Source organism: Immundisolibacter sp. (genome assembly GCF_014359565.1).
Taxonomy (GTDB): Bacteria; Pseudomonadota; Gammaproteobacteria; order Immundisolibacterales; family Immundisolibacteraceae; genus Immundisolibacter.
On sequence record NZ_JACIZD010000002.1, the window covers coordinates 417,827 to 432,500 of the forward strand.

Below are 14,674 nucleotides of genomic sequence, written 5' to 3' on the forward strand. Positions count from 1 at the left end.
GCCCACTGGGTCTTAAGCGGCATGCGCAAACAATTGCTTACCCTGGTCGCCGGCTCGATGCTGCTGGGCTGTGCCAGCCCACCGCCTGCATCGCCGCCGGCCGCCATCGCGACCCTGCGCGACACCCGCCGCGACGAGGCGGTGCTCGCGCTGCTGCTGGCCGACATGGCCGCGCAGCACGGCGACTACGCCCAGGCGGCGGCCAAGTATACCGCCGTGGCCGAACAGGCCCGCGATGCCGAGCTTGCCCGGCGCGCCGTACAGGCCGCGCTGTACGGTCAGGACGTGCCGGCCGCGATTGCCGCTGCGCAAGCCTGGCAGCGCATCGAGCCGCAAAGCGTCGACGCGGCGCAGCTGTTGACCGGCCTTGAACTGCAACGCGGCAACGCCGAGGCTGCGCGCACGCACCTGCGCAGCTTGCTGGCACTCAAGAATTTCAGCAGCCGCCAGGACTACCTGAATCTGGTGCGCTTGCTGAACCAGAACGTCCCACCCGAAACGCTGCTGGGCGTGCTCGACGCGCTGCTCGAAAGTCGCCCGGATGATCCGGAAGCCCTGTTTGCCTACAGCCTTGCCGCCACGGGTCTGGGGCAGGCGCAGCGTGCCGACAAGCCGTCCGCCCGGCTGCTGGAATTGCAGCCCGGCGTCGACGAAGCGCTGCTGCTGCGGGCGCAGGTCCTGCTGCAGACCGGCCAGTCGCAGGCCGCAAGCGAATTGCTGCGCGGCTTCCTGAAGGCCCATCCCCGGCACGCACAGGCGCGCCTGACACTGGCCCGGGTACTGCTGGAAGAGAAGGATTACGCCGGCGCCCGGGATGCCTTCGAGACAGTACTGAAACAGGACCCCGCCAACGGCGATGCGCGCCTGGCGGCAGCCTTGCTGGCCGGACAGCTCGGCGACCGACGCACGGCGCGGGCACAGCTGCTGAAACTGGCCGGCGACGAGAAACGCGCCGACCAGGCGAATTTCTATCTTGGCAAACTCGCCGAAGACGCTGGCAATCCGGCGCAGGCGATCGACCACTACGCCCGGGTCAAGGCCGGCGAACACTATCTCGATGCGCTGCTGCGACGGGCAAACCTGCTGGCGCAGCAGGGCGATCTGGACGCCGGCGTGGCGCTGCTGGCGGCAGCGGCTTCAGAGTCCGAGGACAACCGGACGCGGTTGTTGCTGGCGCAGTCCGACCTGTTGCTGCAAGGCAACCGCGCGCTCCAGGCCGAGGCACTGATCAACGAGGCGCTGGCGCAGGAGCCCGACAGCATGGACCTGCTGTTCGCCCGCTCGATGGTGCTCGAAAAGCTCAACCGCACCGCCGAGATGGAGCAGGATCTGCGCCGTATTCTGGAAATCGACCCCAAGAACGCCAACGCGCTGAACGCCTGGGGCTACACGCTGGCCGATCGCGGCGAGCGCCTGGACGAGGCGCACACACTGATCAGCCGCGCACTGGAGCAATCACCCGACAACCCCTACATCCTGGACAGTCTGGGCTGGGTGCTGTTCCGCAAGGGCGACCTGGTCGGCGCGGAGAGCTACCTGCGACGGGCACTCAGCCTGCTGCCGGATGCCGAGGTCTACGCCCACCTGGCCGAGGTGCTGCACGCACAGGGACGCACCGACGAGGCCCGCAAAGTTCTGGCCGAGGGCCTGGACAAGTCGCCGAAGGACGCCCGCCTGCTGGGCGTGCAGAGCAAACTCGACCCGTGACCCTGCCGCCGATGATGCGCCTGGCGGCCCTGGTGCTGGTGGCCGCCCTGTCGGCCTGCGCCGCGCGCGGACCGGTGCCACCCACCCTGCCGGCCACGTCGTGGGCCGACCGTCTGGCGGCGCTCGACCAGATCGGCGACTGGGGCCTACAGGGGCGCCTGGCGCTCAAAGGTGCTGGCGAGTCGGCCAGCGGCAGCGTTGCCTGGTGGCAACGCAGCGACGGCTTCGACCTGCGCCTGCACGGGGCCTTCGGTCGCGGCGCCATGCGGCTGACGGAAAACACCGCCGGTGCGCGCCTTGAGCGCGCCGACCAGCCGCCAGTCGAAGCCTCGAGCGCCGCCATACTGCTGGCCGATGCCCTGCCCGAGACGCCGTTACCGCTGGCCAGCCTGCGCTACTGGGTGCTGGGTCGGCCGGCCCCCGGCGCGGTCGATGCGCAGCAGCTCGATGCCGACAACCGCCTGGTGATGCTGCGTCAGAACGGTTGGGAAATTCGTTACCTCGAATACCAGCCCGTGCCGCCGTGGGTGCTGCCGAGCAAGCTGCAGGCGCGCCAGGGCGAGGTCGAACTGCGCCTCGCCATCAAGCGCTGGACACCCGGGGAACATGCCCCCTGAAAGCCGGCGCACCTGGCCGGCACCGGCCAAGATCAACCTGTTCCTGCACATCGTAGGCCGGCGTGCGGACGGTTATCACCTGCTGCAGACGGTGTTCCAGTTCGTCGACTTGTGCGATGAACTGCGCTTTCGCCCCCGCGACGATGACCAGATCCGCATGCTAAAGCCCCTGCCGGGCGTGCCGCCGCAGCAGGATCTGTGCGTGCGGGCGGCACAGGCGCTGCGTGCGCACACTGGCTGCCGGCTGGGCGTGGACATCGAACTGAGCAAACGCATTCCGATGGGCGGCGGGCTCGGCGGCGGCAGCTCCGATGCCGCCACCACGCTGCTGGCGCTCAATCGGCTGTGGCGACTCGATCTGCCGCGCGACGAACTGGCCGCGATCGGGCTTGCGCTGGGCGCCGACGTGCCGGTATTCGTCGGCGGGCGGGCGGCCTGGGCGGAAGGTGTCGGCGAACGGCTCACGCCGATCGAGCTTGACGAGCCCTGGTACCTGATCGTCGATCCTGGCGTGGCAGTCGCCACGACGGGCGTGTTCGGGCATCCGAAATTGACACGCGATACCCCGCCAATCACAATTTCGCAGTTCCGCAGCGGACCCACCGGCAACGACTGCCTGGCCGTGGTCAGCGCGCTGTATCCGCAGATCGACGCGGCATACCGATGGCTGGCCCGGTTTGGCCAGGCGCATCTTTCCGGCACCGGAGGGTGCCTGTTTGTGCGTTTCGACGCCCGGCAGGCGGCCGATGCCGCCAGGGCGCAGCTTCCGGCGCCCTGGCGCGGCTGGGTGGCGCGCGGCCTGAATCGCCATCCGTTGCTGCCCGATCCAACCCCGGGCAGGTAGTCACCAGTTTCTGCTGGGGTGTCGCCAAGCGGTAAGGCACGGGATTTTGATTCCCGCATACCCAGGTTCGAATCCTGGCACCCCAGCCATTTTTCTCGCGCCGCGTGCGCATTCCAGACCCAGGCGAGGAGCCCATGGCCTACGGCGGCATGATGGTGTTTTCGGGCTCGGCCTGCCCGAAGCTGGCGGCGTCCATTGCGCAGTATCTCGACCAGCCGCTGGGCAAGGTCGTGGTGGATCGCTTCAGCGACGGCGAGGCGCAGATCGAAGTGATCGACAACGTGCGCGGTAAGGACGTGTTCATCGTCCAGTCCACCGGCGCGCCCACCGATCAGAACCTGATGGAGCTGCTGATCATGGTGGACGCCATGCGCCGGGCGTCGGCGTCGCGCATCACGGCCGTCATGCCGTACATGGGCTACTCGCGCCAGGACCGGCGCATGCTGGGCGCGCGGGTGCCGATTTCGGCCAAGGTAGTGGCCAAGATGATCGCTGCCGCCGGTACCGACCGCGTGCTGACGGTCGACCTGCACGCCGACCAGATCCAGGGCTTCTACGACATCGCCATCGACAACGTGTACGCGTCGCCGGTGCTGCTGGGCGATATCTGGCGCCATCGCTACGATGACCTGATGGTCGTGTCACCGGACGTCGGCGGCGTGGTGCGCGCGCGGGCCCTGGCAAAACATCTGGACGACGCGGACCTGGCCATCATCGACAAGCGCCGACCGCGCGCCAACCAGTCGCAAGTGATGAACATCATCGGCGATGTGACCGGGCGCACCTGCATCATGATCGACGACCTGGTCGACACCGCCGGCACGCTGTGCAAGGCCGCCGACGCCCTGAAACAGAACGGCGCGGTGCGCGTGGTCGCGTACGTCACGCACCCGGTACTGTCCGGCAAGGCGGTCGAGAACATCATGAACAGCAGTCTGGACGAGCTGGTGGTGACCGACACCCTGCCGCTGCGGGCCGCCGCCGCGGCTTGCCCGCGCATCCGTCAGCTGAGCATTTCCGAACTGCTGGCCGAGACCATGCGCCGTATCAGTGACGAGGATTCGGTCAGTACCCTTCTGATGGGATAAGGTCGCTGGCGAAAGGCCAGATGGCGAACCTGTAGTACCATTTCGCGTTCCGTTTTTTCCACGCAGCGTGGCCGGCCCGACCGGCGACGGGGCCACCCGCGACGCTCGCGTTTTACCGTTTTCCGGAGTTTCGGCCATGGATAACCAGTTTCAGATCACCGCCGAGCCGCGCAGTGACCTTGGCACCGCCTTCGCGCGTCGCCTGCGCCACGCCGGCCGAGTGCCGGCCGTCATCTATGGCGCCGGCCAGCCGAACACCGACATCACGCTCGACCACAACGACATCATCCATCACCTGGAACGGGAAGCCTTCCATTCCCACGTGCTGAACGTCGACGTGGGCGGGCGCAGCGAGCAGGTGGTGCTGCGCGACGTGCAGATGCACCCCTACAAGCGCCTGGTGATGCACCTGGATTTTCTGCGCGTGAGCGCCGACCGCAAGCTGCGCATCACCGTACCGGTGCACTTCATCGGCGAAGACACCTCGATCGGCGTCAAGCAGCACGGCGGGGTGGTCTCGCACCTGCTGCCGGAAATCGAAATCGAATGCCTGACCAAGGACCTGCCGGAGTTCATCGCTGTCGACATCAGCAACATGGATATCGACCAGTCCCTGCACTTGTCCGACCTGGTCCTGCCGCCTGGCGTCAGCATCCCGGCGCTGGCCCTGGGCCATGACCACGACCTGCCGGTAGTGGCCATGCATGCCCCGCGCAAGGCCGAGCCGGAAGCCGGCGAAGAAACCGCCGGCTGATCAGGCCCCGACCGGGGCTGCGGCATGATCGAACTGATCGTCGGCCTTGGCAATCCGGGCCCGCGTTATGCCGACACCCGGCACAACGCGGGCTTTGCTTTTGTGGAGCGACTGGCGACTGGCGAGCGGCTGTCCTTCAAGTCCGAAAGCCGCTTTCACGGCGAAGTGGCCACCTGGCACCGGCCGCACGGCGACGTGCGGCTGCTGAAACCCCTCACCTTCATGAACGACAGCGGCCGCGCGGTGCAGGCGCTGGCCGCCTACTACCGGATTGCGCCGGAACATATCCTGGTGGCGCATGACGAACTGGACCTGCCGCCCGGCGACATCCGCCTCAAGGCCGGCGGCGGCCATGGCGGGCACAACGGCCTGCGCAGCACCATCGGCGCACTGAACTCGCCGGCCTTTCTGCGCCTGCGCATCGGGATCGGCCACCCCGGTGCCGCACCGCTGGTCACGCCCTACGTGCTTGGCGCGCCGCCGGCCGACCAGGCACGGCTGATCGAGGGCGCCATCGACAGCGCGCTCGCCCTGCTGCCGCGCCTGCTGGCCGGCGAAACCGCGCCGGTCATGCAATTGCTCAATACCCGTCCGCCGCGCGCGGACGCCCGCTAGCGCGGCGTCGCTCAGGCCACGTTCACTTCAGTTTGCAGGAATCGCCCCATGGGTTTTCGCTGTGGCATCGTCGGTCTGCCCAACGTCGGCAAATCGACCCTCTTCAACGCCCTTACGCAGGCCGGTATCGCGGCCGAGAACTACCCGTTCTGCACCATCGACCCGCACGTGGGCATCGTCGCCATGCCGGACCCGCGCCTGGATCGGCTGGCCGCCATCGTCAAGCCGCAAAAAATCGTGCCGACCAGCATGACCTTCGTCGACATCGCGGGTCTTGTGGCCGGCGCGTCCAAGGGCGAGGGCCTGGGCAACCAGTTCCTGGCCAACATCCGCGAAACCGAGGCCATCGCCCACGTGGTGCGCTGTTTCGAGAACGATGACGTGGTGCACGTGGCCGGCGGCGTCGATCCGCTGCGCGACATCGAGGTCATCGACACAGAGCTGGCCCTGGCCGACCTTGAAACCGTCGAGCGCGCCCTGCAGCGGGTCGGCAAGCGCACCAAGACCGGCGACAAGGCCGCGCTGGCCGAACAGGCGCTGCTGGAACGGGCACGCGCCTGCCTGGATGCGGCAAAACCGGTACGCAGCCTGCGTCTATCCGCGGACGAATCCGCGCCGCTGGACGAGTTGCACCTGCTCACCGCAAAGCCGGTGGTCTATATCGCCAACGTGGCCGAAGACGGCTTCACCGACAATCCGCTGCTGGACGCCGTGCAGCGCCACGCAGCGGCAGAGGGCGCGGAAGTGGTGGCCGTCAGTGCCGCCATCGAAGCCGAACTGGCGCAGCTGGACCCCGCCGCGCGCGACGATTTTCTGGCCGATCTTGGCCTGGAGGAACCGGGTCTGGACCGCGTCATCCGCGCCGGCTACCGGCTGCTCGGCCTGCAAACCTACTTCACCGCCGGCGTGAAGGAAGTGCGCGCCTGGACCGTCCGGCAGGGCGCTACCGCCCCGCAGGCGGCGGCCGTCATCCACACCGACTTCGAGCGCGGCTTCATCCGCGCCGAGGTCATCGCCTATGACGATTTCATCGCCTACAAGGGCGAAGCCGGCGCCAAGGAAGCCGGCAAATGGCGCCTGGAAGGCAAGGATTACGTGGTCCAGGACGGGGACGTGATCCATTTTCGCTTCAACGTCTGACGCTTTTTTCGGATCCCCGGAACGTTCGGTAGCGCTTGATGGACTGAGTGGTCGTTTTTTATGGCTTGAAAAAATTCGGTCTGCTGAGCGTTCCTGTTCTTCATCAAGGCCTGAAAAATTCGGGGGTAGCGACGACATTGCCAACCTGGCTTTCTCCTGCCCTTGGTGGCGCAACATGGCGTAGAACCGTTCGCGGCGCAATGCATCCCGGTGGAGGAAACCCTGCTGACCGTGGATAACTACAAGGCGTTCTTGCAGGAGCGCCGCACACGCATCGCGGCGGCACTCAATGCCTTCCTTGGTGCGGCTGCTTGAGCGGAAAGTGGCCGCTCGTCGCGACCATGCGACGACCGATCGGGTAGCCGAGAATCTGACCGACCATGCCCAATCCCCGCTCGCTGGTTTACGCGCTTTACTCCCACTGGGACATCGTAGAAGCCCTGGTTCGGCTGTCGCGCGAGTTTGCCGTCCTCACCGGTGAGCAGGTGCTCAGCACCATTGCCAGGGTGTCTCCCGAGCTGGGTGCCGAGGCGCAGGGCGCGGCACTGCGCGCGCTGGTCAACGCGGACATCCTGCAAACCTTGCCGCGCAGCAGCGATCTGCAGCTCAACGCGTATGTGCTGGAGTTCGTGCGTGGTCTCACCCGCGAGCACGAACTGGGCCTGGCCGCCGTGCTGCAGGCGCGCATCACCGCCATCCGTGAGGCCACCGAGACACTCAACGACGGGATGGCGGGCGCGGACATGGATCGCATGCGCGGGGCCGCCAACAGGCTGGCGGAGCTGTTCCGCCAGATCAGCCTGCAGCTCGACCAGGACCGGCATGCCCTGTTCGAGCTGGCAGAAAACGCCAAAAGCGCGGACGGCAGCATGCCGATCACCCAGCGCTACCACCGCGTACTGGAAGCCTACGATGAGTATGTGGAGCCGATGAACCAGATGATGGACACCGGCCCGCAGAGCAGCTTCTATCGGTATCTGGAGGATGCCGAGCGCGCGCTCGACTTGGGCCTGGAGCAACTGTCGGTGCAAGGCGCGCTCTACTCCCATCGCCTGCAGTTGCGCCAGGTGGCGCACCAGGCCAAGGAGTTGCGGCGCTTTGGCCGACTGGTCGCGCAACAGTGCGCCGACACGCTGCTGCCCTTGCGCGAAGAACTGCGCCTGCACAACGCGCTGACCAGCGCGATCAGCCTGCTGCTGGGGCAGGTGCGCAAACGCGGCCTGCGCCGTGCCCTGTCGCGCCCCACGGAAAAAACGATGCTGCCGCTGTGGCGCAATGAGCGTCGCTTCAAGCTGCAGCTGGGGGATGAAGTGCGGGCCGTCATGGCCGCCGCGCGCCAATACCAGCCGCAGGCGGTGGCTTTCCCGCTGGACGAACCCGGCGACGCCTTGCAGTTGCTGGAGCACGTTGATGAAGCGGGCATTCGCGAGCACCTGGCACGCAGCCTGCCGGTAGAGAGCCTGCTCGATTGGCTGCACAGCCATTACGCTCACCTGCAGGATGCGACCTTGCTGCGTCTTTTCCATGACCTGCAGCACGAACCCATCTGGCACATCGAAGCGGCGGATCAGGTTGAAACAACAACGCTACAGACCATCCGCGTCCTGCATCACCCGCACCGCGTGAGTGTCCCGGAATGACGACACCTTCTCCTTTGGCAGTCACGCTCGCGCAGATGCCGGCCTTGGCCGAGCTGTTCCGGCTGTTTCTTTCCGGCAAGCACCTCAACCGCGTCGCCGAGCCGGCGCTCTGGGCCGAACTGGAGCAACGGGAGGCGGACTATGTCGCCCTGTTTGCCGCCCTGGATTTCGATCTGCGCCTCGACGCCCGGGGCTTTGCCTGGTTCCACAGCGGGGACGCCAGCAGCAACATTGGCAAGATCAGCCGTCAGTTGGCCCTGCTGTTCATGGTGATCTTCGATGCCCAGGCCAATGCCGGCAAAGCCTTGCAACGCTTTACCGATTGGCTGATCGACAGCACCTGGCTGATCGATGTCTACAAGCAGCAGCAAGACCTGCTCGATGCCGAGGGCCTCAATCCTGACGCACTGGTGGATCTCCTGGACCGCGCCTGCTCACTGGGCTTTGCCGTGCGCGAGCCGGTGGGCTGGCGACTGTTGCCCGCCGTGTGCCGCTATCTCGACCATTTCGAGGACTTGGCCATGGCCGCCAAGGGCGAGGGCGAAGAAGTGGACGCGCCTGCCGAGGACGATATGGCCTTGGATGCGCCGGATGACGAGGAGAATGGCTGATGCAGTACGGCTTCCAACGCCTGGTCTTGCTGGGCAGTGCCGGCTACTCGCGCGCCGAGCTGCCGCTCGATGGCGCGGTCTCTCTGGTGGCGCCCAACAACACCGGCAAGACCAGCCTGATCAATGCCCTGCAGTTTCTGCTGATCATCGACCGCCGCCGCATGGATTTTGGCGCGCACGATGTGGACAAGAGCCGGCGCTTCTATTTTCCGAACAACAGCGCCTATGTGTTGCTGGAGGTGTCGCTGCCGGAATCCGGCACCGTGGTGTTGGGCTGCGTGGGCAAGGGGGTGAGCTTCGACTACGAGTATTTCGCCTACGCAGGCCAGCTCAGGGTCGAGGAATTTTGCCTGCCGGATGGCACGCTGGTGGCGCAGCCTCAGTTGGCCCCCCACCTGGCCAGCCATGGACGCCGGGTGTTCAGCTACAGCAGTAGCGAATTCTCAGACATGGTGTATGGCGGCCGTAGCCGCAAGCTGAGCAGCCAGCAGGATTTCTGCGTGTTCCGCCTGGAGCACGCCAATGACGCCAGCGTGTTTCAGCGCGTGCTCACCCGCACGCTGCGGCTGGACAAACTGCGTTCCAGCGAAGTGAAGGACTATCTGCTGCAGATCTTCCGTCGCGACCTGCCCGACGCCAGCATCGATTTCAAGGCCGAATGGGACAAGGCCTTCGCCGACCTCAACGCCGAGCGCAGCCAGTATCTGGCCGCCGTTCGCCTGCAAGCCAGTCTCGGCGAACTGGAGCAAAAGCAGGACGCCCGCCTGGTATTGCGCGGCAAGCTGCTTTGTTGGCGCCCCATGATCGACGTGGCGTTGGGCCAGTGGCAGCAGCATTACGAAGCCAGCCAGCAATCCCTTCAGAACGAATTGGCGCAATGTGATGTCGAGCTGCAGCGCTTGCGCGAGCAGGACATTCAATCGGCCCGCGAGCAAAACCAATGCGAGCAGGAACAAGCGCAACTCCGCCAGCAAAGCGAACAGTTGCGCGAGCTGCAGCAGCGTTTTTCCCTGATTGCCGAGCGCTCCGTGCTGGAAGCGCGCCGCCGCGAACTGCAGGAAGAACGGGATGCGCTGGTCGTCCGTATCGGCCAGGCACAGAGCCGTGCGCCAGCGGCCATCGAGCGTGAACTGGCCCGAATCGAGCAAGAGCTGGCGCAGATCGCTCAAGAGATGCGCACCCAAGGACAGAATCTGTACCAGCAATTGGCCAACCTCCTGCCGGCAGCGCAACTGACCGCGCTGAACAAAGTGTTGGCCAAGCCAGTTCTGACCCTGGGTGCAGAGGATTTCCGGCTCGATAGCCATGCCCTGGCTGCGGCCCTGGCCGATGCGGATGCGGGGCGTCTCGAGCTGCCCGGCCTCCAGCTGCATCTGGAAGCCCTGCCGCTGCAACATCAGCAGCGAACCTTGGAGGAGCTGGGCGAATTGCAGCAGGAGTTGCAGCAACAACAGGCTCAACTCAAGGAGCAACTGAGCACTGCTTTGGCGCTGGAAAAGGTCAAACAACAGCGCCAGTCGTTGGAGCAGGAACTGGCGCAACTGGATGATGAGTTGCGTGACTACACGCATATGCAGACCCTGCAGCACAGCGATGCCGAGCGGCAGGGCCGACTGGCAGCCCTCGCGCAAAAGCTCGCCGAACTGACCGCCAGCCTGGCCCAGTCAGGCGAGCGGCACCGGGCACTGGACCAGCAGCGCCAACAGCGGCAGCAGGACTTGGCAGCCTTGCAGCAGCAACACCGACAGATCGAGCAACGCCGTAACCAGCGACTCGATCACGAAGGCCCCTTTACCTGGCTGGCCGACCTGCCGCATCGCCCCTGGCTGGCACAGCCTCAGTTTGCACTGGAACAACTGGCCGAGCGCTTGCAGACCTATCTGGCCGACTGCCGCCAATTGCTGGAGCTGGATGAGCAGATTCGCCATCTGCTGGGCGAAATCCACACCGGCGGGCTCACCAAATATCAGTTTGTCGGCGATGCGGAAAGCGAGATCGAACGTCTCGTTGAATTCGCCCATCACCTGCCGCAGGAAGCCGAGGCGCTGGAAAAGAAAGCGCGTTCGGCAGTGGTCAATGTCGCACTCTGTTTACGCGAATTACGCGATGGGCTGCTGTCCTTCAAGCGCCGGATGCGCGAGTTCAACCGCAAGATCAGCGGTCGCCAGCTTTCCGACCTGGCCGTGTTCAAGATCGAACCCGAGGACGAAACCGCGCTGCTCGAAGCCATCGAGCTACTGATCAACACGGCGGCAACCGTGGACAGCGGCCAGACCTTTGAGTTGTTCAACCAGCAAAGCGTGCTCGACGATGACCAGCTCGATCGTGCCAAGACCCTGCTGATCAACGAGGGCAACGCACGCCACGGTCTGCGTGTGGCCGACCTGTTTCGCCTGCGCTTTTGGGTCGGCAAGGCGGATCGCGAGCCGGAAGCCTTCGACGACCTCGACAGCGCCGCCTCCAATGGCACCGTGCTCATGGCCAAGCTGGTGACGGGGCTGGCAATGCTGCACCTGATGCAGGACCAGCGCCGTCCCATCCAGGGCGTCTGCTACCTGGACGAAGCGTTGGCATTGGACGCACGGAACCAGCGCAGCCTGATCGACACGGCGGCGGAATTCGGCTTTTCGCTGATTTTTGCTTCCCCTGCGCCGCTGACCACCGTGCGCTATTGCGTCCCCATTCACCACCGCCATGGCAGCAGCCAGATCAGCCGCTTCAGTTGGCAGATCATCGAGCCCGTGGAAGCCTGATCATGGATCGCATCCTGCGAACGGCATTGCTCAGGTTGCATGGCAAGGATGCCCTGCCGGCCAGCCAGTTCACAGCCGCCCAGCGCACTGCGCTGGATAGTTTTGCACGGCAAACCGGGGCAGTGAGCTGCCAGCGTCAGGGGCGCGGGGATGTCTATCGGGTCAGCGATCCACGCTTATTCGATATGCATCTGGCCGCACTTTCCCCTCAGGCGGCTATCCTTTTAGCCGAGAATCTCCCGCTGCGTGCACAGCACATTGCCCATGCGCGGGACAGCAAGGCGCGCAATCATCAGCACAGCGACTACTACCCGACGCTCAAGGCGGTCGGCGACAAGGTGCTTTGGCGGAATGCAGAGCACGGCGTCGAGTTGCCGCTGGGGCAGCTCACGCGCGACTTCGGGGCGGCAAGCCTGCGCATCGAAGCCAGTGACGCCTGGTTTAGCGAGCAGCCTCTCTGGCTGGTGGAAAACCAGGCACTGTTTGAGCGCACGGACTGGCTGCCTGCCGACACGTCAGTTACTCTGCTTTATTACGGTGGGCAGCTCGACGGCCGGCTCCTTGCCTGGCTGGCCCGACGCCCGCGCGCCAGCCGTGTCATGCTTTTCCCGGACTATGATGGCGTGGGTTTGGCCAACTTCGCTCGACTTTATGCCCTGCTTGGCGACGCCTGCGCATTCTGGTTGATGCCGGGTTGGAGTAGCAAACTGGCACGCTATGGCAGCCAGCAGCTATGGCGGAATACGTTTCGGGAATTCACCGGCGCGGTCACGCAACTGCCTGACTACCTGGACCCTTTGACCAGGCAAATGCGGCAGTCCGGCCTCGCGCTCGAACAGGAAGCGGTCTGGCTGCCCTCCCCGTAGGCTTTTCTCAAGCAAGGTGGCAATTTCACTTGGTGCCATCCCTGCCCCAAGGCTCTTGCCTACGCTACCTCTGGCCGCAGCCAGCCTTGCGGTGACGCGACATTGCTCGCAACGGCCTCGCTCAAGCGGAACATCAGCCCTTCAAGCAGCTGCCCACCACCCACTTCAGCGGCGCCTAGTTCGGCCTGTCCCAGCAGCGTATTGCGCGCTGACTCCAGTGAGCTGGTCGGCACTCTATCGGCTGCCTGATCGACACCAGGCTCGACCTCCAAGCGGATCAGCGCATCGACCGCCAGGAGAAAGCGCGTCTTGATGAGACCCAGTTGATCATCACACAACAGCTACACCGGAGTAAGCGTCCGGTCAGCGCCGTCTTGGCACGACTGACCTGAGCAGCAAGCATGTTCGCCGCGGACACAGTATAGGTGTCCGCTTATCGACAGGCGGACACCTATGACAAACGAGACTTCAGAAGCCTCTCCGGCGCGGCAGGAGCGCCGCCGGTACGATGCCACATTCAAGCGCGCGATCGTCGAGCGGACCTTGGCTCCGGGCGCATCGTTGGCGCGGATTGCCCGCGAGCACGGCATCAATGCCAATCAATTGTTCAAGTGGCGCCGTCAGTTTCTGCTCGGCAAGCCTGTGGCGCTGGCGCCGAGGGAGCCGGCACCGCCAGCTATCTCACTGCTGCCGGTGACGATCGCCACCGAAGAGCCGGCGCCCGTCGCTTCGACCTCGCTCGCGGCACCGTCGGAGTCGGGACGGATCGAGATCATGCTTGCCGGTGGCACTGTCCGGATCCAGGCGCGGTCGATACGACGATGCTGCAGCGGGTCTTGTCGAGCCTGCGCCGATGATCGGCTTGCCCTCGGGCACCCGGGTCTGGCTCGCAGCCAGCGTGACCGATCTGCGGCGCGGCTTCGATGGGCTGGCCGCCTTGCTGCAGACAAAGCTCGAAGCCGATCCGTTCGCCGGACACCTGTTCGTGTTCCGCGGCCGCCGCGGCGACCTGATCAAGATCCTATGGTGGGATGGCCAGGGGATGTGCCTGTTCAGCAAGCGCCTTGAGCGTGGTCGGTTCGTGTGGCCGAGTGCGCAGGATGGCCGCGTGGCGCCGACCCCTGCACAGCTCTCGATGCTGCCGAAGTCATTGACTGGCGCATCCCGCAGCGCACCTGGCAGCCGCAGTCAGCGGCCTGATTTTTATCGCGTAAAAGCACTGGTATAAATGGCTCGGATGGGTACAACTTTGCCCATGCGCGATACGGCACTCCCCGATGATCCACGGGCGCTCAAGGCACTGATCGGTGACTTGGTCGGACAGCTCGACGCCAAGCATCAAGCCATCACCTCATTGGAGCATCGGATCGCGGACCTGCGGTTGCAGATCGCGGTGCTGCGCCGCGCCCGCTTTGGCCGTCGCTCGGAGCAACTCGATCAGCAGCTCTCGCAGCTCGAGCTGATGCTCGAGGATATGCAGAGCACCCATGCCGACGTCGTAGCCGACAAACCACCCAGACCTGCAGCGCAGCGACCGGTGCGCAAGCCGCTGCCGGATCACCTGCCGCGCGAGACGCAGACGCTCGACCCAGAGACAGATGCCTGTCCGGCCTGCGGCGGCCGCCTTAAAGCGTTGGGTGAGGATGTCAGCGAGACCCTCGAGCATGTCCCGGCCTCGTTCACGGTGATCCGCATCGTCCGGCCCAAGTGTGCCTGTGCCGCCTGCGACACCCTCGTGCAAGCACCGGCTGCGAGCCGGCCGATCGCGCGTGGCCTGGCCGGACCGGGACATGCTGGCGCATGTGCTGGTCGCAAAGTACGCCGACCACCTGCCGCTGTACCGGCAGAGCGCGATCTATGCGCGGGCAGGAATCGCGCTGCCGCGCTCGACGCTGGCCGAGTGGGTCGGCGAGGCGCATCACTGCTGCGCCCGCTGGTCGCGGCGCTGCGCCGTTACGTGCTCGACACCGCCAAGCTGCACGGCGACGATACACCGTCCCGGGACTGGCACCGGGCAAGGGCAGGACCGCCACCGGACT

The 14,674-nt window shown here is 65.5% G+C and carries 12 protein-coding genes, 1 tRNA gene and 3 pseudogenes (1 of these 16 only partly in view); 15 read left to right on the forward strand and 1 reads right to left on the reverse strand.

Going from position 1 to position 14,674, the window contains the following annotated elements; genetic code table 11:
- Positions 1–21: 21 nt before the first annotated feature.
- From H5U26_RS05790 to H5U26_RS05845, 12 genes are all read left to right on the forward strand, one after another.
- Complete coding sequence (locus tag H5U26_RS05790) at positions 22–1,707, forward strand: tetratricopeptide repeat protein (RefSeq protein WP_290617560.1); 1,686 nt, start codon at positions 22–24, stop codon at positions 1,705–1,707.
- Positions 1,704–2,324 (forward strand): lipoprotein insertase outer membrane protein LolB, encoded by a 621-nt coding sequence (lolB, locus tag H5U26_RS05795; protein ID WP_290617561.1) that lies wholly within the window; start codon positions 1,704–1,706, stop codon positions 2,322–2,324. The genes H5U26_RS05790 and lolB overlap by 4 nt, the downstream gene beginning before the upstream one ends.
- Positions 2,314–3,168, forward strand: a complete 855-nt coding sequence (gene ispE / locus H5U26_RS05800) for a 4-(cytidine 5'-diphospho)-2-C-methyl-D-erythritol kinase (RefSeq protein ID WP_290617562.1) — start codon at positions 2,314–2,316, stop codon at positions 3,166–3,168. Before lolB ends, ispE begins: the two co-directional genes overlap by 11 nt.
- Before the next feature lie 14 nt (positions 3,169–3,182).
- A tRNA-Gln gene (locus H5U26_RS05805) sits at positions 3,183–3,257 on the forward strand.
- A 45-nt stretch (positions 3,258–3,302) separates the two neighbouring features.
- Entirely contained in the window at positions 3,303–4,256 is a 954-nt protein-coding gene (locus tag H5U26_RS05810) for a ribose-phosphate pyrophosphokinase (RefSeq protein WP_290617563.1), read from the forward strand.
- 136 nt (positions 4,257–4,392) lie between these two features.
- A complete protein-coding gene (locus tag H5U26_RS05815; protein WP_290617564.1) occupies positions 4,393–5,010 on the forward strand; it encodes a 50S ribosomal protein L25/general stress protein Ctc in 618 nt (205 codons plus the stop codon).
- 24 nt (positions 5,011–5,034) lie between these two features.
- Positions 5,035–5,625: an aminoacyl-tRNA hydrolase gene (pth, locus tag H5U26_RS05820; protein ID WP_290617565.1), complete on the forward strand. Its 591-nt coding sequence runs from the start codon at positions 5,035–5,037 to the stop codon at positions 5,623–5,625.
- A 48-nt stretch (positions 5,626–5,673) separates the two neighbouring features.
- Positions 5,674–6,765: a redox-regulated ATPase YchF gene (gene ychF / locus H5U26_RS05825; RefSeq protein ID WP_290617566.1), complete on the forward strand. Its 1,092-nt coding sequence runs from the start codon at positions 5,674–5,676 to the stop codon at positions 6,763–6,765.
- A gap of 380 nt (positions 6,766–7,145) precedes the next feature.
- Positions 7,146–8,405: a hypothetical protein gene (locus tag H5U26_RS05830; RefSeq protein ID WP_290617567.1), complete on the forward strand. Its 1,260-nt coding sequence runs from the start codon at positions 7,146–7,148 to the stop codon at positions 8,403–8,405.
- Positions 8,402–9,016: a hypothetical protein gene (locus tag H5U26_RS05835; RefSeq protein ID WP_366055886.1), complete on the forward strand. Its 615-nt coding sequence runs from the start codon at positions 8,402–8,404 to the stop codon at positions 9,014–9,016. Before H5U26_RS05830 ends, H5U26_RS05835 begins: the two co-directional genes overlap by 4 nt.
- Positions 9,016–11,769: a hypothetical protein gene (locus H5U26_RS05840; protein ID WP_290617568.1), complete on the forward strand. Its 2,754-nt coding sequence runs from the start codon at positions 9,016–9,018 to the stop codon at positions 11,767–11,769. The genes H5U26_RS05835 and H5U26_RS05840 overlap by 1 nt, the downstream gene beginning before the upstream one ends.
- Positions 11,770–11,771: 2 nt before the next feature.
- Positions 11,772–12,635 carry a hypothetical protein gene (locus H5U26_RS05845; RefSeq protein ID WP_290617569.1) on the forward strand — a complete coding sequence of 288 codons (864 nt, stop codon included), beginning with the start codon at positions 11,772–11,774 and terminating at the stop codon, positions 12,633–12,635.
- Between the two features lie 59 nt (positions 12,636–12,694).
- Here the strand turns inward: H5U26_RS05845 and H5U26_RS05850 are convergent, their stop codons facing one another.
- Positions 12,695–12,973: a hypothetical protein gene (locus H5U26_RS05850; RefSeq protein WP_290617570.1), complete on the reverse strand. Its 279-nt coding sequence runs from the start codon at positions 12,971–12,973 to the stop codon at positions 12,695–12,697.
- A gap of 115 nt (positions 12,974–13,088) precedes the next feature.
- Between H5U26_RS05850 and H5U26_RS05855 the strand changes: the two are divergent.
- From H5U26_RS05855 to H5U26_RS05865, 3 pseudogenes are all read left to right on the forward strand, one after another.
- Positions 13,089–13,253 (forward strand): annotated as a pseudogene (locus H5U26_RS05855) (transposase); the annotation flags it as partial.
- 235 nt (positions 13,254–13,488) lie between these two features.
- Positions 13,489–13,835 (forward strand): annotated as a pseudogene (gene tnpB / locus H5U26_RS05860) (IS66 family insertion sequence element accessory protein TnpB).
- Positions 13,836–13,890: 55 nt separating this feature from the next.
- A pseudogene (locus H5U26_RS05865) lies at positions 13,891–14,674 on the forward strand (transposase); it runs 254 nt beyond the window's last position.

Excerpts from the sequence above, each read along its gene's own strand:
- H5U26_RS05790 (WP_290617560.1), top strand. The coding sequence starts at position 22 with ATGCGCAAACAATTGCTTACCCTGGTCGCCGGCTCGATGCTGCTGGGC.
- ispE (WP_290617562.1), top strand. The coding sequence starts at position 2,314 with ATGCCCCCTGAAAGCCGGCGCACCTGGCCGGCACCGGCCAAGATCAAC.
- H5U26_RS05810 (WP_290617563.1), top strand. The coding sequence starts at position 3,303 with ATGGCCTACGGCGGCATGATGGTGTTTTCGGGCTCGGCCTGCCCGAAG.
- H5U26_RS05815 (WP_290617564.1), top strand. The coding sequence starts at position 4,393 with ATGGATAACCAGTTTCAGATCACCGCCGAGCCGCGCAGTGACCTTGGC.
- pth (WP_290617565.1), top strand. The coding sequence starts at position 5,035 with ATGATCGAACTGATCGTCGGCCTTGGCAATCCGGGCCCGCGTTATGCC.
- ychF (WP_290617566.1), top strand. The coding sequence starts at position 5,674 with ATGGGTTTTCGCTGTGGCATCGTCGGTCTGCCCAACGTCGGCAAATCG.
- H5U26_RS05830 (WP_290617567.1), top strand. The coding sequence starts at position 7,146 with ATGCCCAATCCCCGCTCGCTGGTTTACGCGCTTTACTCCCACTGGGAC.
- H5U26_RS05835 (WP_366055886.1), top strand. The coding sequence starts at position 8,402 with ATGACGACACCTTCTCCTTTGGCAGTCACGCTCGCGCAGATGCCGGCC.
- H5U26_RS05840 (WP_290617568.1), top strand. The coding sequence starts at position 9,016 with ATGCAGTACGGCTTCCAACGCCTGGTCTTGCTGGGCAGTGCCGGCTAC.
- H5U26_RS05845 (WP_290617569.1), top strand. The coding sequence starts at position 11,772 with ATGGATCGCATCCTGCGAACGGCATTGCTCAGGTTGCATGGCAAGGAT.